The organism is Acidisarcina sp. (genome assembly GCA_035539175.1).
Lineage (GTDB): Bacteria > Acidobacteriota > Terriglobia > Terriglobales > Acidobacteriaceae > JANXZS01.
In genome coordinates this window covers 673,935-693,411 of record DATLIY010000007.1, presented here as the reverse complement: position 1 = coordinate 693,411, position 19,477 = coordinate 673,935, and the positions used below count along the sequence as shown (strand labels likewise).

The 19,477-nt window shown below is 57.8% G+C and carries 17 protein-coding genes and 2 riboswitches; of the genes, 16 read left to right on the top strand and 1 reads right to left on the bottom strand.

The window, feature by feature from the left end:
• Positions 1-152: 152 nt before the first annotated feature.
• Complete coding sequence (locus VM554_05605) at positions 153-2,525, bottom strand: EAL domain-containing protein (protein ID HVJ07839.1); 2,373 nt, start codon at positions 2,523-2,525, stop codon at positions 153-155.
• A gap of 342 nt (positions 2,526-2,867) precedes the next feature.
• Positions 2,868-3,046, top strand: a riboswitch (cobalamin riboswitch).
• A gap of 114 nt (positions 3,047-3,160) precedes the next feature.
• Here VM554_05605 and cobU point away from each other — a divergent pair.
• The 16 genes from cobU (at position 3,161) to VM554_05525 (ending at position 19,392) form a co-directional block, all read left to right on the top strand.
• Entirely contained in the window at positions 3,161-3,715 is a 555-nt protein-coding gene (gene cobU / locus VM554_05600; GenBank protein ID HVJ07838.1) for a bifunctional adenosylcobinamide kinase/adenosylcobinamide-phosphate guanylyltransferase, read from the top strand.
• Positions 3,712-5,100 (top strand): cobyrinate a,c-diamide synthase, encoded by a 1,389-nt coding sequence (locus VM554_05595; GenBank protein HVJ07837.1) that lies wholly within the window; start codon positions 3,712-3,714, stop codon positions 5,098-5,100. The genes cobU and VM554_05595 overlap by 4 nt, the downstream gene beginning before the upstream one ends.
• On the top strand, positions 5,097-5,960 hold the full coding sequence (locus VM554_05590; protein ID HVJ07836.1) for a helical backbone metal receptor: 864 nt from the start codon (positions 5,097-5,099) through the stop codon (positions 5,958-5,960). The genes VM554_05595 and VM554_05590 overlap by 4 nt, the downstream gene beginning before the upstream one ends.
• A gap of 26 nt (positions 5,961-5,986) precedes the next feature.
• Positions 5,987-6,155: riboswitch (cobalamin riboswitch) on the top strand.
• Between the two features lie 9 nt (positions 6,156-6,164).
• The gene (locus tag VM554_05585; GenBank protein ID HVJ07835.1) at positions 6,165-8,651 is read left to right on the top strand and encodes a TonB-dependent receptor; all 2,487 of its coding nucleotides are present in this window, start codon (positions 6,165-6,167) and stop codon (positions 8,649-8,651) included.
• Positions 8,652-8,707: 56 nt separating this feature from the next.
• On the top strand, positions 8,708-9,703 hold the full coding sequence (locus VM554_05580) for an iron ABC transporter permease (protein HVJ07834.1): 996 nt from the start codon (positions 8,708-8,710) through the stop codon (positions 9,701-9,703).
• A complete protein-coding gene (locus VM554_05575; GenBank protein HVJ07833.1) occupies positions 9,700-10,476 on the top strand; it encodes an ABC transporter ATP-binding protein in 777 nt (258 codons plus the stop codon). Before VM554_05580 ends, VM554_05575 begins: the two co-directional genes overlap by 4 nt.
• Positions 10,473-11,561, top strand: coding sequence for a nicotinate-nucleotide--dimethylbenzimidazole phosphoribosyltransferase (gene cobT / locus VM554_05570; GenBank protein ID HVJ07832.1), 1,089 nt, complete (start codon positions 10,473-10,475; stop codon positions 11,559-11,561). Before VM554_05575 ends, cobT begins: the two co-directional genes overlap by 4 nt.
• A complete protein-coding gene (gene cobS / locus VM554_05565) occupies positions 11,558-12,304 on the top strand; it encodes an adenosylcobinamide-GDP ribazoletransferase (GenBank protein HVJ07831.1) in 747 nt (248 codons plus the stop codon). Before cobT ends, cobS begins: the two co-directional genes overlap by 4 nt.
• Positions 12,301-12,864: a histidine phosphatase family protein gene (locus VM554_05560; GenBank protein HVJ07830.1), complete on the top strand. Its 564-nt coding sequence runs from the start codon at positions 12,301-12,303 to the stop codon at positions 12,862-12,864. The genes cobS and VM554_05560 overlap by 4 nt, the downstream gene beginning before the upstream one ends.
• Positions 12,861-13,715 (top strand): hypothetical protein, encoded by an 855-nt coding sequence (locus VM554_05555; protein ID HVJ07829.1) that lies wholly within the window; start codon positions 12,861-12,863, stop codon positions 13,713-13,715. Before VM554_05560 ends, VM554_05555 begins: the two co-directional genes overlap by 4 nt.
• A complete protein-coding gene (locus VM554_05550) occupies positions 13,690-14,265 on the top strand; it encodes a cob(I)yrinic acid a,c-diamide adenosyltransferase (protein HVJ07828.1) in 576 nt (191 codons plus the stop codon). The genes VM554_05555 and VM554_05550 overlap by 26 nt, the downstream gene beginning before the upstream one ends.
• On the top strand, positions 14,265-14,933 hold the full coding sequence (gene bluB / locus VM554_05545; GenBank protein HVJ07827.1) for a 5,6-dimethylbenzimidazole synthase: 669 nt from the start codon (positions 14,265-14,267) through the stop codon (positions 14,931-14,933). The genes VM554_05550 and bluB overlap by 1 nt, the downstream gene beginning before the upstream one ends.
• Complete coding sequence (locus VM554_05540; protein ID HVJ07826.1) at positions 14,930-16,513, top strand: cobyric acid synthase; 1,584 nt, start codon at positions 14,930-14,932, stop codon at positions 16,511-16,513. The genes bluB and VM554_05540 overlap by 4 nt, the downstream gene beginning before the upstream one ends.
• On the top strand, positions 16,495-17,448 hold the full coding sequence (cbiB, locus tag VM554_05535; GenBank protein ID HVJ07825.1) for an adenosylcobinamide-phosphate synthase CbiB: 954 nt from the start codon (positions 16,495-16,497) through the stop codon (positions 17,446-17,448). The genes VM554_05540 and cbiB overlap by 19 nt, the downstream gene beginning before the upstream one ends.
• A complete protein-coding gene (locus VM554_05530) occupies positions 17,441-18,556 on the top strand; it encodes an aminotransferase class I/II-fold pyridoxal phosphate-dependent enzyme (GenBank protein HVJ07824.1) in 1,116 nt (371 codons plus the stop codon). The genes cbiB and VM554_05530 overlap by 8 nt, the downstream gene beginning before the upstream one ends.
• Positions 18,557-18,573: 17 nt before the next feature.
• On the top strand, positions 18,574-19,392 hold the full coding sequence (locus VM554_05525; protein HVJ07823.1) for a cobalamin-binding protein: 819 nt from the start codon (positions 18,574-18,576) through the stop codon (positions 19,390-19,392).
• Positions 19,393-19,477 lie beyond the last annotated feature (85 nt).

Sequence of the window (19,477 nt, the reverse complement as noted above, 5' to 3'; positions counted from 1 at the left end):
CGAATTGAGTGGTTTCAAGTCCCGTCTTCTGTAGTTCGCGGTCATAGATGCGCGTTGTGACGCGGGTGAGACGGTGCAGATTCTGGCATGCTTGTGCTACAGACGCTTACAAAGCGTGTGCCATTGTGCGATGTGGGAAGCACCACCCATCTTCACGCTTGCAGTGTCGGAGTGAGCGTCCTGGCTTCTAACACGTGCACCACCTTTGCTGCCGAGACTGGCTGCGAGAATAAGTAGCCCTGCAGGATGTCGCACCCGCCTTTGCACAGGGCTTCCATCTGGCTCAGGGTCTCGACGCCCTCGCCCACTACGCGGAGCCCAAGCACCTGAGCCATCGAGATAATGGCCTCTATGATTGGCAGGGTGCCCTCCGATTGGTCGATCATTTCAACAAACGAGCGGTCGATTTTCAATACGTCGATGGGGAGTCGATGCAGATAGCTGAGGGATGAATAGCCGGTTCCGAAATCGTCGATCGCGATGCGGACTCCCAACTTCTTCAGTTTCTTCATCTGGCGCGCCGATTCGGCAAAGTCCTTCATGACGATGCTTTCCGTCAGTTCCAGTTCCAACAGCGACGGCATAACACCTGCATGGGCCAAAATCTCCGCCACTTCCTTAGAAAAGCCTTCGCGGACGAATTGAAGTGAAGAAATATTAACCGCTACGGGCACAACCGGGTAGCCAGCATCCTGCCAAAGGCGTATCTGGCGGCATGCCTGCTCCAATACCCACCGGCCGAGCGGCAGAATCAACTGCGTTTCTTCGGCAATGGGAATAAAGCGCGACGGCGGGATGCTTCCTAACTCGGAATGCTCGAGCCGCAGCAGCGCTTCCAATTTGATGACTTCACCTGTGGCCAGGCACTGCGGTTGATAAGCGAGGCTGAATCCGCCGTGTTCGAGGGCGCGCGCCATCTCGGTTTCGAGCGCCAGCCGCTCGACACGCTCCTCGTTTAGCACGGGTGTGAACGAGCGCACACCAACACCGCCGAACTTGGCCTTATACATGGCTACATCGGCTCGCTGCTCGAGAGTGTCGGCCGAATCACCATCCTCGGGATAGAACGAGATACCGACGCTGGCGGTCACGCTGAGTTGAAGGTCGTTTATAACGACGGGTTCGGATAGAAGGGTCAGCAGTTCATTTGCGACCTGTTCAGCCGCCTTCCGGTTCTCCATTCGTTCCATCACGATCATGAACTCGTCCCCGCCCATCCGTGCCACGGTGTCACAGGAGCGTATACCAGAGGTCAGGCGTCGGGCGACCTCTTGTAATACTTGGTCGCCGGCGGTGTGGCCGTATGTGTCATTGATCTGCTTGAACTTGTTGAGATCCATCCAGAACACGCCCAAGCCTTCGCCGCTGCGCCGAGACCGCCGAATTCCATCCTCCAGACCTTCCTTGCCCAATCGCCGGTTCCCCAATCCGGTCAATGGATCGTGGTAGGCGCGATGAATCAACTCCTCATTCATGCGTTGCCGTTCCAGAATCAACGACGCCATCTGGCAGCTCATCTTCAAGAGCTCAATGTCGGCTTCCCTGGGAGGATAGCGGAGCAGGGTGTAGATCGTCATTGTGCCCACGGGCTTACCTTCACGCAGAAAGGGGGCCGACCAAGCCGATTGAGCGCCATTGGCCCGCAGAAGTTCGATCCAAGGTCTATGCTCCTGGTTAAGATCGGGAAGCACGAAGACTTCCTCTCCGTTCAGCACCGCGATCTCGGGAGCATCCGTGATCTTCGCAGCGATACGATCCAGCCTTGCTGCCAAGGTTGAGGGCAGACGGGATTGCGCAGTCAGCTTCAGAGTCTCCCCATCGAGCAGGTGCAATGCGCAGGCCCAGGTCGAGCGGTGGGTGGCCACTGTTTCGACCAGGGTTTCGAGTATCGTTTGCGTCGGCTCATCGCAGGCCAACATCTCGAGTACCTGGTTCCGTCCGCGGTTCAACTGCTCGGCCCGGCGCCGCTCCTGTACTTCGGTTTGCAGTTCCGCCGTGCGCTCCTTCACGCGCTGTTCCAGCGTATTGCGCTCCCGGCGCAGTTCTCGTTCGGTCTCTTCGCGAGTCGTCACTTGAGACTGTATGGCGCGTTGCAACCATGCGACATAAATCACGGTCAACAGGATCAGCAGGAGCGTGGTCGTTTCCAGAACCTCGGTCCAGCCGCCATAGCGCGCTTCCAGTTGAAGCTGCTCAAATTCGTGCGCTTCGAGCGTATCCGCTTCTTCGCCGAGTCGCCGCATCGCGGCTAACAAATGCGCTTGCGCCTGTCGCAACTTCCGCTGGCCAGCATCTTCCGGATGAGGGACGCTTGCCTCCTGAGCCAGTTGTTGCGCTTCGATCGCGACGGTCTGCAAACTTGCTTGCGTCAGATCCGTATCCGAGCCGTCAGTAGCCGGACCAAGCGGCCACTGGGCCGTAACGGCCTGCGCGTCCTGAGCCAACTGGACAAGCACTTTGGAAGTATTCCCATCTTGAGGTGCTATGCCCTCGATGGATTGCAGCTTCTTCGCGATCGCTTCCACTCGCTGGCGATACGCGCGTAACTCCTGATGCCGAGCCAGTGAGTTTCTGTACACGCGATGGACCGAAGAGGTCATCCATAGCGCGCTTATCGCTACCAGGATCTGTACCACTACCAAGGTGCGAAACACGCGAATATGGAAATTGCCAGGCAAAGCTCCCCCAATGGAGATGGTTATTTAGTGAGCGGTTGAATGTGCGGGTGATTCCACTTTGTCTATCGGCAGATGATCAGCGGTGAAATGTTAATATTACGTTTTTTTAGGTTTGGAATACTGCTGCTGAATGTCGGCGTTAGACATCATCCGGCGACAGAGTTCTGCTTGACTCCAAGGGAACGCGATTTTATAGTCCAAACATCTGGTGTTCGGGAAGGCGGTGCGAGTCCGCCACTACCCCGTAACTGTAAGCACCGAGAACTGAGCAGGGAAGAACCCAGCCACTGGAAGTAGAGCTTTCGGGAAGGCGCTCGAGTTCGCTTGAGGTGTAAGTCAGGAGACCGGCCAGATCATTTCCGGGCGAATCCAGCTTCGATGGGAGAGTTGGAGAGCAATCCTCGCGGTCTGTTCACCGCATTGAAAGCTGCCTGTTAATCCCGCTTCGCCGAGGCACAAACGTGTCCGGTCAGAGGCTACATATGCAGGAATCTCACCGAAATTCGGTGACGCTCGTACTCGGTGGAGTACGCAGCGGCAAAAGCAGCTTTGCGCTTCAAATTGCATTGAGCGCAGCGAGTGTGACGTTTGTGGCGACGGCTCGCGTCTCGGACGACGAGATGCGTCGCAAGATCGAACGCCATCGCGGTGAAAGGCCTTCACATTGGCGCACGCTGGAAGTACCGGTGAATTTGGCTGGCGCGATCGCGGCTGAGGAAGATGCCACCGAACTGCTGGTGATCGATTGCCTCACGCTGTTTGTCGCGAACCTGATGGAAGCCTACGGCGACGACATAGACGCTATTTCAGCTGCCATGGATGTATTGTGCTCCGCGTTGCGCAAAACAAAGTGCCGCATCGTACTGGTTTCGAATGAAGTAGGCAGCGGTATTGTTCCGGCATATGCTGCGGGGCGTCAGTTTCGCGATCTGCTCGGCGAGTTGAATCAGCGCGTGGCCGCTGTTGCCGATGCTGTCGTGCTAATGATTGCAGGCTTGCCATTGCCGGTTAAAGGACGCATCGAGGGATTGCAATGAGAGGCTTTCTCATCGCCGGTCCGGCAAGCGGAGTGGGGAAGACAACGATATCGCTGGCCATCGCCGCAGGCCTGGACGCTCGCGGATTCTGCGTGCAGGCGTTCAAATGCGGTCCGGACTTTCTGGATACTGGGCACTTGAGTGCGGTCACAGGCCGCCCGGCCCTGAACCTGGATGGCTGGATGCTCGATCGCGACGGCATTTGCGAAGCGTTTGCTGAGGGCAGTGCGGATGCGGAGATCGCGATAGTCGAGGGCATGATGGGCCTTTTCGATGGCATCTCCAGGGAGGGTGAAAGTGGCAGTTCGGCAGAGATTGCGAAGATCCTCTCGCTGCCGGTGATCCTGGTCGTGGATGCTTCAAAGAGCGCGCGCAGCATCGCCGCCGTGATTCGCGGATTCGAAGGGTTCGATTCGGAACTTCGCTTTGCCGGCGTCGTCCTGAATGGCGTCGCTTCCGATGGGCACTATCGCTTGCTGGCGGATGCCGTTGTCCGGAACTGCACAACGCCTGTTCTTGGCTGGGTGCCACAGCAGCAATCGGTGCACATTCCGGAGCGTCACCTGGGATTGCATACGGCTGCTGAAATCGACTGGAACGAGAAACGACGTGCGCTCGAGATTCTTGCAAAAGAGCGATTGAACCTCGATCTCCTGTTGGGGCCCGAATTTCAGTTGGAAGCACACAAGGTTTCTGTGAGTACGGCGAATGCAGCACGCAGTGCAGCCAGCAATATAACCATCGGAGTGGCTCGCGATGCCGCGTTCTGCTTTTACTACCAGGACAACCTGAATCTGCTGGAACGTGCAGGCGCGAGACTTTTCGAGTTCAGCCCGTTGCAGGATGCACACCTGCCGCCAGCGTTGGACGCGCTTTATCTTGGCGGCGGCTACCCTGAGCTCCACGCAGAGCAACTGAGTTCGAACGCGGCTCTCCTAGAGGAAATTCGAAAGTTCGCTGTTTCGGGCCGTCCTGTATATGCGGAGTGCGGCGGAATGATGTATCTGGGCGAGCGGCTGCGCACGTCCGACGGGCAGGTGCATACGATGGCCGGCGTGCTTCCTCTCGAAACGGAGATGACCGAAAAGCTGGTGCGCTTTGGCTACGTTGAGATCAATCTGCTGCAGGACTGCCTGCTCGGAGCGCGTGGCACAGTTCTGCGGGGCCACAGCTTCCATCATTCACGATGCACGAACACCCGCGACATTGGCCCAGCTTTTCAGGCCCGGTACACGCTTGCCAATGCGACAGACGAGGAGGGATATGCCCGCGCGAACATATTTGCGAGTTACATCCATTTGCACTTTCGCGGTGCTCCTGAGATTGCGAAACGTTTTGTTGTCTTAGCGAAGCAGGCGGCAAGCCGCATAGCGGAGGTGCGATGAAGCGTCTGCTGTTACTACTATTGCTGCTGGTGTTCTTGAGTCCTGCAACGTGCGTGGCTTCGCGAACGCTGACGGACGAACTCGGACGTACCGTGGTGGTTCCTGACCATCCTCACAAGCTGGTTTGTCTTGCGCCCAGCATCGTGGACGACGTGTATAGCCTTGGAGCGGGATCGGATGTAATTGCCGTTTCTGAGTACACCACCTACCCGGCCGAAGCTGCGAAGAAGCAGACCATCGGCGCTCCGCTCAATCCTTCGCTCGAAAAAATTATCGCGCTGCACCCGGACCTGATCCTGGGCACGGGAGGCATGAACCGAATCCCTGCGATCGATCAGCTTGCCCGTTATGGGATTCCGGTGTTCATGGTCAATCCTCACGGGATCGATGGTATTCACAAATCGATTGCGAGTCTTGGAAATGCGTTGAACAGGCAATCGGAAGCGGCAGCTCTATTGCGTGACCTGGGAGCGCGCGAACAGGCGGTGCGCGTACGCATTCACGGCAAGCCGCTCGTCCGGATATTCATGCCTGTTTGGTATGACCCGATAGTGACAATCGGCAGACATGCATTCCTCACAGAGCTGATAGAGGTGGCAGGCGGAAGTTCGATTACAGACGATATCGCGCAGGAGTGGCCGCAGGTAAGTCTCGAAGTAATTCTCGCTCGCCAGCCCGATGCTTTGCTCTTGATCAGGAATTCGAAGTTCTCGCTTGCCGAACTAGCAAACAAGCCGGGATGGCAGGCGCTGAAACCCGTGAGAGAGGGGCGCGTTTTTTACGTGGATCAACGCATTGAGCTGCCAAGTCCGGCCGCGATCTATGCGATGGAGGACTTAGCCAAACAGCTTCACCCATAGGACGGTTAGTGATCCGTCTGAAACCAATAACATTCAACTCGCAGAATGTCGGGAAGCGCGGTGCAAATCCGCCACTACCCCGTAACTGTAAGCGTGGAGAATCTGTCCGGAATGCCACTGGAGACACACTCCGGGAAGGTGGACAGGTTCGAGGAAGCGCAAGTCAGGAGACCGGTTCTGCGCAATACATTCCGAGGGGAATTTATGATTCGTGTTCGACGATTTTCGTGTTTGTCTTTCGCTCTCTGCCTCAGCATGAAGCTGGCCGCACTCGGTGGCAGTGCGTCGATCTCCGGCACCGTAGTCGATCCCACTGGCGCCGTTGTCCGCGGAGCAACCGTCGACGTGTTGGCGCACAACACCACAGTGGTGGCGGTGACAACAGATGAGAGCGGGCACTACACCGCCGCCGTTCCGTCTGCGGGAACCTACGAGGTTCGCGTTCTTGCGCCCGGTTTTAACGCGAGTGAATCCGAGGCTGTTGTTTCTGCGAGCTCCGAAACAACCGTCCGCAATATCATGCTGCGCCTGAATCGCTTGTCTCAGGAGGTGACCGTTACGGCTACGGCCATTCCCACGCTCGAATCGCATCTGGGGGCCGCCGTAACCGTGCTGGGTGAGAACCAGATTGGCGGCACGGATGAGGTTCAGGAGCCATTGCGTTGGATTCCCGGCGTACAGATGGCGCAATCCGGGCGGGTCGGTGGAACCACGGCACTCTACATTCGCGGTGGAAACAGCGATGCCAACAAGGTGCTCATCGATGGCATTCCGATGAATAACATCGGCGGCTCGGTGGAGTTCGCCGATATCTCCTCCGCAGCTCTGAGCCGGGTGGAAGTCCTGCGCGGCCCCAACAGCTCCGCTTATGGCGCCGATGCCATGGCAGGCGTCGTGAGCCTGACAACGCGCTCGGGTTCCACTCCTCTCCCGGAGATCACGTATATCGGAGACGGCGGCAATTTTGCGAGCTTCCGTAATGAAGCCAGCGTGGGAGGGAAGTGGAAAACGGCAGATTACTTTGCCGACTTCTCGCGGCTCGACACTTCGAACGATCTTCCGAATGACCGCTTCCACATTGCTACCGCCAGCGGAAACGTCGGCTGGAACCTGTTCTCGAACTCCAGCCTTCGCGCCACGCTGCGCCACGATCAGCTTGCGGGAGGCCAGCCCAACGCGGTTCTCCTGTATGGCATTCCCGACGATGCCAAGCAGGTGAACGAAGACTCCTACTTCGGCGCTACATTCGAAACCCAAACCACCGCGGCGTGGCACAGTCTGGTCCGTTACGGAGGACTGCGGCTCCGGTCCAATTACACCGACTTTGCGCCAACAGGAATTCCCCAGTATCAGGACAGCGTTACCTACGCCAGCTGCACTCCCCAGACAGATCCTAACTGTGCTGTGGCGGACTATCTCGGCGCGCCCGTGACGATTCATGGTGCGAATGGCTACACCGTATCGGGACAGGCCATCTTCCAGTATCCGATGCAGTATCCGTACAGCTATCCGATTTCAACGGATCGGGACCTCGTGCAGGCGCAGTCGGACTATCGCGTTCGTCCTCATCTGCTGGCGCTGGTCGGGTTTGAATATGAAGATGAACGGGGCTACTCGGGAGGACGTTCCAACTCGATCGAGCGGAGAAACTCGAACTACACGCTCTTGTTTCAGGGCGACATCAAGGGCAGGCTCTTCTACACGATGGGTACCGGTGTTGAGAACAACGCATTGTTCGGCGTGGTACCGACCCCGCGCGCTTCGCTCTCGTATATGTTGAGACAGCCGATCCAATCCGCACTACTGGGTGGAACCCGCCTGCGTGCCAGCTTTGGCAAAGGCATTAAAGAGCCGAGCATCTTTGAGCAGACCGATTCGCTGCACGACCAACTGGCAGCGCTGCCGAATGGTTCGCAGATTATCTCGCAATATCACGTGGGGAAGATCGGACCGGAGTGGTCGCGTACATACGATGGCGGTGTTGACCAGGAACTCTTTCACGGACGAGCCAAAATAGGAATCACCTACTTCCATAACCAATTCACAAACGGTATCGAGTACATTCCCAGCGAGGGGCTCATCCAGCTAGGTGTCCCGTCGTCTGTGGCTAAAGCCGCAGCATACGGGGCAACTGTCAATTCGCAGGCATTCCGCGCACAGGGCGTTGAATCCGAGGCACAAGTTCAGATTCTTCGGGACCTGTTTGTGCGCGGCGGCTACACATACCTGGATGCGGTGGTCGAGCGTTCGTTCAGCTCCGACGCCATCGGACCAACCTACAACCCGAGCTTCCCGACCATTGCCATCGGCGCCTACTCACCTTTGATTGGATCGCGTCCGTTTCGCCGCGCACCGCACTCCGGCTACTTCGGCGTCAGCTATGCGCATGGAAGGTTTTCCTCGCAGATGACCGGAACGCTGGTGGGCAAGCGTGACGATAGTGACTTTCTTGCGTACGACGCAAACTACATGCCTACCATGCTGCTGCCGAATCGCAACCTGGATGGCGCGTACCAACGCGTCGATCTGAGTGCAAGCTACACGGTGACCTCGCATCTTCAGATGACCAGTCAACTCCAGAACCTGCTCGCGGAGCATTACAGCGAGTCGTTCGGCTATCCGGCTTTGCCGTTTACATTCCGCTCGGGTGTGAAGGTTACGTTCGGAGGTGAGTCCTGGAAACTGAGGTAGTCCGTTCAGAACAGGAGATAGACGAGCATCCGTCGAGCGTGCGTACGGGGGCAGTTTTGGCTGCCCTCGTGCTCGCCTTGCTGGCTACGATTGTGTTGGGAATTACCTGCGGAGCAGTTCGCGTCCCATTGCACAGCATCGTCCTCGCATTTCTGCACTCGCGTGCGCTGTCGCCGGATGACCACGTCATCCTGATGGAGATCCGGCTGCCTCGCATTCTTGCTGCTGCCATGGTGGGAGCAGCTTTGTCCGCGGCGGGACTGCTCTTTCAGGGACTCTTTCGGAATCCGCTGGCCGATCCTTACGTGATCGGCTCATCGGGTGGAGCGGTGCTGGGTGCGACGATTGGGATGGTGCTGCTGCCCCAGGTCACATGGCTCGGATTCAGTGCCATCGCGCTGTTAGCGTTTGCCGGTTCTGTGGCGACCATTGCAGTGGTGTATAGCCTGGCAAGAGTCGGCGGTACAACACAGGTGGTCACACTGTTGCTTGCCGGTTTTGCCGTCAGCACAATGCTGAGTTACTCGTCGTACTTCGTTGAGGTGCTGGATCGGGATTATGGCTTGGGATTGCGTGTGCTGGCGTCCTGGCTGCGCGGATCCGTGGGTGTTCCCCGATGGACGCAGCTTGGATTTATGGCGCTGCTGCTGGCAAGCTCGCTGGCTGCTGCGGCTATCCTTTCGCGACGGCTGAATACCCTGGCACTCGGAGACGAGTATGCGCAACAACTCGGGATCGATGTGGAGCGCATTCGGATCGGCATCATTCTTACAGGCTCATTGCTGGCGGCGGTGGCTGTCTCGCTGGGAGGGCTGATTGGTTTCGTCGGGCTCATCGTCCCGCATCTGGCACGCCTGGTCGCAGGGCCAGATCATGTGCGCCTCCTCCCTATCACGGTATTTACCGGAGCCGCATTTCTGGTTCTTACGGACACGCTGGCTCGCACTCTCCTGGCTCCTTCAGAAATTCCCGTCGGCATCCTGACGGCATTCCTGGGCGGCCCGTTTTTCCTCTATTTGCTGCGGCGAACGAAACGAGGATACAGCGTATGAAAGCTCTCCTCCGCTTCGAGCGCGTTTCGTTTCTCTACGGCCATCGGCGGGTGATTGCGGGCGCGGACTTCAGCCTGGAGCAGGGTGTATGTGCGGCGCTCATCGGGCCCAATGGAGGTGGTAAAACCACGCTGCTTCGCCTCGCCGCCGGCTTGCTGCGGCCATCCAGCGGCAGAGTAATGTTTGAGAACGAAGAACTCCAAGGACGCTCGTGCCGCGAGATTGCACAGCAGATAGCGCTCGTCCCCCAGCACCTCGACATCCCATTCTCGTTCACAGTTCAGCAGATAGTGGAGCAGGGCCGCACTCCATATCTGGGCCTGTTTGGCGGACTGAGTGCCCGTGATCGCAGGGCCGTTGGACGGGCCATAGAACTGACTGGTATCGGTCCGCTGCGATATCGGATCTTTAACGAGCTGAGCGGAGGAGAGCGTCAGCGTGTGAAGATCGCACTCGGATTGGCTCAGGAGCCGAAGCTCTTATTGCTCGACGAGCCCACACAGAATCTTGACTTCGGGCGGCAGATGGAACTGATGGCCCTCATTCGGCAGCTTCGCGCGCAGGGGATAAACGTGTTCGCGGCGGTGCATGACCTTGCGCTCCTTTCCGGCACATTCTCGTCGGTCATTCTGATCAGTCCTCATGACCGACTCCGGATCGGCCCCCCGGAAGATGTTCTTCAGCCCAATATTTTGGAGCGGGCCTTTCAATGTCCTGCTCCCAACTTGAACTTTGAATTCGGTGTCCATCCCAGAAGGGAATTCGTACTATGAAGCTTTCGCAACCTTCCACAGTCGAGCGCATTCGCGTCCTCGCGGAATCTATTCAGCCCCTCGACCAGGCGGATCTGGCAAAGGCCGCGCGTCATCTCGATCAGTTGACGAAGCCGTTGGGAAGCCTGGGGCAACTCGAGACGATCGCCGCCCAGTTGATTGCGATTCGCGGAGAAGGCGTCGAGCTTCCGTTGCGGAAAGCGATATACGTATTCGCTGCCGATCATGGTGTGGCGCGCGCCGGCGTGAGCGCCTATCCGTCTAAAGTAACCGCGCAAATGGTGATGAATTTTCTTCAGGGTGGAGCAGCGATCAATGTGCTGGCTCGACAACATGGAGCAGCGTTGACCGTGGTGGATACCGGAGTTGACGCGGATTTTGACGAGAGCCCCGGATTACGAGCCATGAAGGTGCGGCGAGGAAGCCGCAATTTTCTGGAAGAGCCGGCGATGACCGATGAGGAGATGAACGCGGCACTTAGCGCTGGGCTGGCACTAGCCGACGAAGCCCACACACAGGGAAGAGACCTGGTAGTCGCAGGAGAAATGGGCATTGGAAATACGACTGCAGCAAGCGCCATCGCGGCCATGCTGACGCAGTGTGATCCGGCGGAGGTAACCGGCGCCGGTACCGGGCTCGATGATGCTGGAAGGATTCGCAAGCTGGACGTAATTCGCCGAGCCCTGCGGAAGCATTTCCCGGAAGGCTCGCATGCGTCTGCCCTTGAGGTGCTGCAGTGCGTTGGAGGACTTGAAATCGCCGCGATGACCGGCTTTGTTGTGGGAGCGGCGCAGCATCGGATGATTGTGGTGTGCGACGGATTCATCTCTACCGCCGCTGCTGCGATTGCCGCAGCACTCGCACCAAACGTGAAGGATTACCTTGTGGCAGGGCATTGCTCCCAGGAGCCGGGGCACCGCCTTCTGCTGCGTCATCTGGGCATCGATCCCGTGTTGCGCCTCAACATGCGGCTCGGCGAAGGCACGGGGGCTGTTCTCGCATTCCCGATCCTCGAATCGGCGCTGCGCCTGTACTTCGAGGTCGCCACCTTCGGGTCGGCAGGCATAAGTGGGGCGAGCGCATGATCTGTCTCCTTCAGGACATCGCGCTTGCGGTGCAATTCATGACGCGTGTGCCCGTCCGCTTCAACGGCCTCGATCCCTCGCGATTGAGTCGTGCATCGGCATGGTTTCCGGCGGTTGGGCTGCTGGTGGGCGGCGTGGCTGCATTGGCGTACATGCTTGTAGTCGCGCATCTTGGGAGACTGCTGGCGGCACTCATTGCAGTACTTGCCATTGTGATGATTACTGGCGGTCTGCATGAAGATGGACTGGCCGACTGCGCCGATGCTTTTGGCGGAGGATGGACGCGCGAAGACAGATTGCGCATTATGAAGGACAGCCGCATCGGAAGCTTCGGAGCGCTTGCGCTCATCCTGTCTCTTGGCAGCCGTGTTCTGCTGCTGGCAACCATCCCTGCCGATGCGGTGATCCACTATCTGATCTCAGCTCATGTGCTCGCGCGGTGCACTCCTCTGCCTTTAGGCGCTCTGCTGAAATCCGCAAGGGGACCTGAAGGCCAGGGCGGCCGAATTGCGGGTGGAGTTTCCTGGTCCACGACGACATTTGGCGCAGTTCTAGGCCTGGCGCTTGCCTTCTGGTTTCTGCGTTCCCTGGCATGGGAGCCCATCGTTGCCGTCACAATCCTGACTGCTGCAAGCGGGGTCTACTATCAGCGTCGCCTTGGAGGAATTACCGGCGACTGCATGGGCGCCACGATCCAGCTTTCCGAGATTGCGGTATATTTTTGCGGAGCGTGGGTGCGATGAAAGCGTTCATTCTCATGCGTCACGGGGCAACCGACATGGCTGGGCGGTTTTGTGGGCACTCCGATCCGCCGTTGAACGACGGAGGACGGGCCCAGATCGAGCGCGCTGCATCCTTGTTGCACGTACCTCCGGAAGTGGTATATACCAGCGATCTTCTTCGCGCACGACAGTCAGCCGCCATCATCGCGGCGCATTTCGCTGTTCCCGTGAAGGTGCGTCCGGACCTGCGCGAAATCTGTTTTGGGCAGTGGGAGGGCTTGTCGTGGCAGGAGATCGAGCGTTGTTTTCCGGCGGAGTCGCGTGCCTGGGTAGAACGCTTTCCAGCGGGAGTGATTCAGTCCGGCGAAAGCTATAAAAACTTCCTCGATCGCGTGAAACGTGAGATGGCGTTTCTTATTGACCAGGCCGAATCGCAGGCGCTGTTAGCCGTGACGCATGGCGGAGTTATCCGAACAGCGTTGAGCGAAGTGCATGGTCTCTCCGCAGAAGAGGCGCATCGAGCCTCAGCTGAGTATGGCTCCGCCGTCGACCTCTCGCGGCTGCATTTGGGGGTGGGATGATTCGCGAGAACCTGATCCTCGAGATTGACACCTGGGGCTTCGATGAGAATCTCGACCGCCCCGTTTTTACTGAAGTGGTGGAGCGAGCGCAGGCGCATGTCGAGGAGGTTCTTGCATCGCTTCCTGAATGGAACTCGCGCGCGGCAGTCGTAGAGGATGTCCCGGAAGAAGTTCAGAAGGCTCTGACCCAAATTGCGGAACGCAGCGACTTGCAAGTGGAGTTGCAGGGGCTCGATTGGACGCTCGGCGTCGTGGATCTTCGTCGGCTTGTGAGCTTCCAGCGCCGATTAGTTCTGCGGCACGAGATCACGGAAAAGAAACAATTCGTGGACTGGCCGAAGCGCATTGAAGTGGCCTTGCCTCCGAGTCGCAGGTCGAGCTTCACTCATAGGTCGCACGGCACCGGTCTGACACTGACTTCAGAAAATCCCGATCTCACCGTGCGATTGCATGCGCTCTCCGAAGACGCGGAGACTTTTGGATTGAAGGTTCACCACGGCAGCCCCTTCATGGAAGTTGGTTGCTATAGAGGACGCTGGTTTCTTCGAGATGGCTATCACCGGGCATATCGTCTGATGCGCGCAGGTGTCTTTGAAGTGCCTGCAGTGATCGTGCACGCCCGCACTCTCGAGGAGTTGGGTGCAAATCAGCCATATTTTTTCCCGGAAGAGGTTCTCTTCAGTCATCGGCCACCGCTTGTCACGGATTTTCTATCCGTCGATTTTGTGGTGCGCTGGCGTCGTCCTCCAAGACGAAAGGTGATTCGCATCGAGATCAGGGAAGAGTTTGAATTGTCAGGTCCCGAAGATGGGCAAGGAGCAGAGTATGAGCATTGCAACCAAGCGCGGTGATACCGGCCAGACGAGCCTGGCTGGCGGAGTCCGCGTGTCTAAATCCGACCTGCGGGTGGAGACCTACGGAACGGTGGACGAATTGAATACGGTGCTGGGATTTGCGCGAAGCATCTGCCAGAACGCCGAGATCAAGGGATGGACGGAAGAAATTCAGCGTTCGCTTTTTCGCCTTGGCTCAAATCTGGCGACACCGCCGGATAGCAGGAAGCAGCCGCCGTTAATCACAAATGAGGATGTGAACTGGCTGACGGAAATGGTCCACAAGATCGAGGCAACTGAGGGGCTGATCTCCGATTGGTCTTTGCCCGGCGCCCATCCGGAAGCAGCGGCATACGAGATGGCTCGCACGGCTTGCCGACGAGCAGAGCGGACCGTGGTGCGTTTTATCGAGTCTGGCGCTTATGTCGACCCAAATGTGTTGGCGTATTTGAACCGGCTTTCCGATTTGATATGGCTGTACGGACGTTTGCTTGAGGTAGAAGCAGGCGTGGACTCAAGACTGCGCGATGCGCAGAATCCCGGAGCACGGTGGTCGAGGGCATGGTGATGAAGAACTTTTCGAGTGAGGAGCGGGCAGGCGTATATCGGGCCATCCGCGAGCGGCGCGACGTGCGCTCAGATTTTTTACCAGACCCGTTGCCGCAGGATCTTCTGCTTCGGTTGCTCGGGGCGGCTCATCAGGCTCCATCGGTGGGGCTCATGCAGCCCTGGCGCTTCCTCGTGATTGAGTCCCGCACTATCCGGGAGGAAATCTTCGAAATCTTCCAGGACGCAAGCGCGCAGGAGCACCAGACCTACTCTGGTGAGCGTGAGCAACTTTACTCTCGACTTACATTGCAGGGAATTCTGACAGCACCCGTGAACTTGTGCGTAGTTTGCGATAGCGATAGCTCCCGAGGCCACTCACTTGGGAGGCACACGATGCCTGAGACAGCGCTCTACTCGGCTGTCTGCGCAATTCAGAATCTTTGGCTCGCCGCGCGCGCCGAAGGAGTGGGAGTTGGCTGGGTGAGCATCCTTCACCCTGAGCGGGTGAAGGCAGTCCTGAAAATTCCTGCCTCGATGACTCTGGTCGGCTACTTCTGCATGGGATTCGTAAAGAACTTTGCGCCTGAACCGGAACTCGAGCAAGCGGGCTGGGAACGCAGGCTGAATCTTGAAGAGGTTCTCCGGCATGAAACGTTTAACCAGGCGTGGAGCGCGCTCCAGCGATGACGCGTACTCCCGCGATCATGGTGCTGGGAACCGGCTCGCACGTCGGCAAGTCTCTGATTACGGCGGCTCTCTGCCGGGCATTTTCGCAAGCGGGGTTTCGTGTAGCGCCCTTCAAGGCACAGAACATGTCATTGAACTCCGCTGCCACACCGGAGGGGCTGGAGATCGGGCGGGCCCAGGCATTGCAGGCTGAGGCCGCCGGCATACCCGCTTCGGTGCATATGAATCCCGTGCTCCTCAAGCCTTCCAGCGACACGGCGTCGCAGGTGATCGTGAGAGGAAAAATCTTCGCCCAATTCTCGGCGGAAGACTATTTCCACCGCAGGAATGAGGAGCTTCTCCCGCTTGTTCAAGATAGTTACGAGATCCTCGCCGCCCAATATGAATTGATGGTTCTGGAGGGAGCGGGTTCTCCGGCTGAGATCAATCTCAAGGACCGGGATATAGCGAACCTGCGCATGGCACAGTTGGCGCATGCACGCTGCATTCTCGTGGGAGACATCGATCGAGGCGGTGTGTTCGCTTCGATCTTCGGAACGCTTGCACTTCTTGAACCCGCCGAGCGAGACCTGATCGACGGATTCGTGATCAATAAATTCCGGGGCGACCTGCGTCTTCTTTTGCCCGGCATTCGCCAGGCCGAAGAACGTATTGGAAAGCCGTGCCTCGGGGTGATTCCATACATGCCAGACCTGCGCCTGGACGAAGAAGACAGCGTGGCGCTCGATTCATTAGGAAGAGCACGTTGGAGCGTGGATGACTCGCCTGAGCGGCGTTTGCGCATCGCAATCGTACAATTTCCGTCTATCTCCAACTTCACGGATTTCGATCCGATTCTGGCGGAGCCTTCCGTCGATGCACGCTTCTGTCAGAAGCGGGAAGAGTTGCATGCTGCCGATCTGATTATCCTGCCCGGTTCGAAACAAACCGTGAGCGACCTTCGCTGGATGCGAGCCAACGGATTGGGCGAGGCCATTCGATCAAGGTCGGATAGTGCATTGCTATTTGGGATATGCGGCGGCATGCAGATGCTTGGAGCCTCCATCGACGATCCATACGAAGTGGAAACGGAAGGAACGGAGCAAGGGCTGGGCCTGCTTCCGATCCGCACGAGAATGAATGCAGAGAAGGTCACGCGCGAAGCTGCCGGAGATCTGGCCGTCTCCAGCCTGTTTGGAGAATCGCTGGAATGCGCGACCGTGCAGGGTTATGAAATCCATGTAGGAGAAACGGAATATCTGGAGGGGGCGCTTCCGCTGTCTCGTATTTCTCGCAGCGGAAATATACGCGACGTGGTGCTGGATGGATGCGTAAGTCGAAGTGGCCGTGTGGCTGGCACCTACCTGCACGCGATCTTTCAGCAGGATGCATTTCGTCACGCCTTCCTGTGCGCTGCCCGCTCGGCGTGCGGTCTAGCACCAGCGAAAATGCTTGCATGGAAGCAGCTTCGGGAACGCGAATTTGAACGTCTGGCGCATACAGTTACAAGCTCTGTTGACATCAGCCGCTTACTAGGATTTGTCGGCTTAAAGTGGCCAGCCGATGCGCGAAAGGATAGATCATGCGCGTCGGGACACTAACGGCGTCGTATCTTCTGGATTGGGTACTCGGTGATCCCGAGTCTCTCCCGCACCCCGTGAGGGGCATCGGACATGTTATCCAAACCGGGGAGTGGATGCTGCGTGGCGAAGGACGATCTGCCGAGTTCGTTGGTGGAACTCTGCTGACGGGGGTTGTGGTCCTGGGGTCTGCATGCTCGGCATCGAAGCTGCTTAAAAACGCCAAAGGATGCAATGCGCCGCTTGGACGGGCTGCCGAGATTTGGCTGGCAGCAAGCTGTCTGGCCACGCGCAACTTGCTGGATGAAGCTGGAGCGGTCGTAAGGTTGCTCGATGAATCCGATCTCGATGCTGCGCGCCGGCAACTTGCGCGCATCGTGGGACGTGATACCGCCACTCTGAGTGCGAACGAAATTGCTCGCGCCGTTATCGAAACCCTTGCGGAGAGCCTGTGCGATGGAATCATTGCGCCGCTGTTTTATCTCACGCTCGGCGGTGTTCCACTGGCGATGGCTTACAAGGCAACGAACACGTTGGATTCGATGATCGGTCACCGCGATGAGAGATACGAGTGGTTTGGAAAAGCTGCAGCACGCCTGGACGATGTAGCTAACCTCGTTCCTTCTCGCATTTCCGCAATTCTGATCTGCGGAGCCGCAGCGCTTCTTTATCGCGGTAGGTATAAGCCCGCATGGAGAACCTGGTGGTGCGATGCGCGAAAGCATGCGAGCCCCAACGCGGGGCAGCCCGAGAGTGCTATGGCGGGCGCGCTGGGAGTTCAACTAGGCGGTGTGAATCAATACAGTGGTGCACGCGTTGAAACGCCTTTGCTTGGAGCCGGACTTCCAACCCCGGATGCCAGGGCAGCCCGCAGAGCCCTGCATATTACCGCTGTAGCGTCCTTGCTGGGCTTTGCTTTCGGCTGCCTCGCGCTGGCCAGGAGGAGCAATGGTTAGCCATTCAAGCACCGCTCTTCTCCCGGAACATGGTGGCCAGTTGCGCGCGATTGCGGCGCGGTTCTCCATTCCCGAGTCCAGGCTGCTGGACTTCAGCGCCAGCATCTTTCCGGATGGGCCTTCGCCCCGCGTACTGGAGGCTCTAGCCGATGCACTTTGCGATTTGGAGCGCCTCCGCGCATATCCAGATCTCGAATCGCATGAACTGCGTGCGAAACTGGCGAGCTATGCCGGGGTTTCCGTTCACAACGTTCTGGTTGCCCACGGCATGGTGCCGCTCCTCGCGGCTACGCTTCGCGCTATCGAAGCACGGAAGTGCATGCTTCCAGTTCCTGCGTTTGGGGAATACCGCCGCATCCTTCACCGCGAGGGTGTAATTCCCGAGACATATCGCCTCAAGGACGAAACGAATTTCCAGCCCGATCTGAAACAGCTCGTGATGCATTCCGCTGAGCGGGGATGCGACGCGCTCATCCTAACCAATCCGCATAATCCCACGGGCGCAACGCTTCGAAGTGATGAAGTGCACGTGCTCGTGCAACTGGCAGAGACTTACGGCATTCGCGTTCTGCTCGATGAAGCGTTTATTGATTTCGTTCCGGAGGAGAGCTTTTCTATGCACGTGCTGGAGGCGAACCATCTGATCGTTTTCCGCTCCGTTACCAAGTTCTTTGCGATGGCGGGACTGCGCGCGGCCTATATGCTTGCTCCGCAGCATCTCGTAGTGGGGATTTCTCGCCTTCTGGATCCGTGGTCTGTCTCAACGCTCGCTTCGATCGCGGCCATTGCGGCTGTGGAAGACACTACTTACATTGCGAGCACAGTTGCCCGCAACCAGAGCGAGCGAGAGGTGCTGCGTGCGGCACTCAGCGCACTGGGCCTGAATGTGTATCCGAGCCGGGCGAATTTTCTCCTGTGTCGCCTCGCCCACGCGCAGCGAAATCAGGATGTGTGGGAACGGCTCATCCTCGATCATGGAATCGTAGTACGGAATTGCGCCACGTTTGAAGATCTCGATGAAACGTATTTTCGTATCGCGGTGCGTGGAAGGGACGATAACGAGCGGCTCATTGGGGCTCTTGATGCCGTGTTGAACTGTCCTGCATAAACTCTGGAGGCAAAGTATTGGATCTGACATTCGCAGCAAAGTCTCAAGCGTTTCCTTCGCGTATCGTTTGCCTTTCCGACGAAGCGAGTGAATTGCTGTATCTCATGGGGGAACAGGAACGCATTGTTGGCGTCTCGGGTTTCTCCACGCGCCCGCCGGAGGTGAGGAGTAAACCGCGGGTGTCAACATTCCGGGATGCCAACTTCGAGGCCATCGAGAAGCTGGATCCCGACCTCATCATCACATATTCCGATGTGCAGGCGGAGATCACGAAGGAGGCGATCCAGCGCGGCCTCCCGGTGCTCAACTTCAATCAGCGGAGCGTCTCTGAGATCTTTGAATTCATCGCTTTGATAGCTCGCCTGGTGAACCAGCAGGACAAGGGAAGGCAGCTCATCGCCGCATATGAAATGGAGTTACAAGGTATTGCGAACGCCGCGGCAGAGTTTGCACGCAGGCCGCGGGTCTTCTTCGAAGAGTGGAACGATCCCATCATCAGTGGAATCGGTTGGGTAGAGGAACTGATCGAAATTGCTGGTGGTGAGCCGATCTTCCCCGAACTCCGCAAGGCTCCTAAAGCCAAGGACAGAGTTGTATTTCCTGAGCAGGTGATAAAACGAAACCCCGATGTCATCATTGCTTCTTGGTGCGGGATGAAGGTGAAGAAGGAGAGCATCTGTTCGCGCGCTGGATGGGATAAGATCCCGGCAGTTCGTAACGGGCACGTGTACGAAATACCTTCGTCCCACATCCTTCAACCAGGCCCGGCTTGCCTGACCGATGGAGTCCGCGAACTGCATCGCATCCTCGCATCTGTGACGATGAGTGCATCCTAAAGCAGTGACGGCGAAATGACTCTATGTTGTAGCGCAGCCTCCCCTTAGCAGACAGATGCTGCGGCTGAAGGCGCACGAAAGATTC

What these genes read in the sequence shown, in the direction of transcription:
- VM554_05550 (HVJ07828.1), top strand. Translation starts at nt 13,690, where the DNA reads ATGAGCATTGCAACCAAGCGCGGTGATACCGGCCAGACGAGCCTGGCT.
- VM554_05595 (HVJ07837.1), top strand. Translation starts at nt 3,712, where the DNA reads ATGAGAGGCTTTCTCATCGCCGGTCCGGCAAGCGGAGTGGGGAAGACA.
- VM554_05530 (HVJ07824.1), top strand. Translation starts at nt 17,441, where the DNA reads ATGGTTAGCCATTCAAGCACCGCTCTTCTCCCGGAACATGGTGGCCAG.
- VM554_05575 (HVJ07833.1), top strand. Translation starts at nt 9,700, where the DNA reads ATGAAAGCTCTCCTCCGCTTCGAGCGCGTTTCGTTTCTCTACGGCCAT.
- VM554_05555 (HVJ07829.1), top strand. Translation starts at nt 12,861, where the DNA reads ATGATTCGCGAGAACCTGATCCTCGAGATTGACACCTGGGGCTTCGAT.
- VM554_05590 (HVJ07836.1), top strand. Translation starts at nt 5,097, where the DNA reads ATGAAGCGTCTGCTGTTACTACTATTGCTGCTGGTGTTCTTGAGTCCT.
- VM554_05585 (HVJ07835.1), top strand. Translation starts at nt 6,165, where the DNA reads ATGATTCGTGTTCGACGATTTTCGTGTTTGTCTTTCGCTCTCTGCCTC.
- VM554_05560 (HVJ07830.1), top strand. Translation starts at nt 12,301, where the DNA reads ATGAAAGCGTTCATTCTCATGCGTCACGGGGCAACCGACATGGCTGGG.
- cbiB (HVJ07825.1), top strand. Translation starts at nt 16,495, where the DNA reads ATGCGCGTCGGGACACTAACGGCGTCGTATCTTCTGGATTGGGTACTC.
- bluB (HVJ07827.1), top strand. Translation starts at nt 14,265, where the DNA reads ATGAAGAACTTTTCGAGTGAGGAGCGGGCAGGCGTATATCGGGCCATC.
- cobS (HVJ07831.1), top strand. Translation starts at nt 11,558, where the DNA reads ATGATCTGTCTCCTTCAGGACATCGCGCTTGCGGTGCAATTCATGACG.
- cobT (HVJ07832.1), top strand. Translation starts at nt 10,473, where the DNA reads ATGAAGCTTTCGCAACCTTCCACAGTCGAGCGCATTCGCGTCCTCGCG.
- cobU (HVJ07838.1), top strand. Translation starts at nt 3,161, where the DNA reads ATGCAGGAATCTCACCGAAATTCGGTGACGCTCGTACTCGGTGGAGTA.
- VM554_05540 (HVJ07826.1), top strand. Translation starts at nt 14,930, where the DNA reads ATGACGCGTACTCCCGCGATCATGGTGCTGGGAACCGGCTCGCACGTC.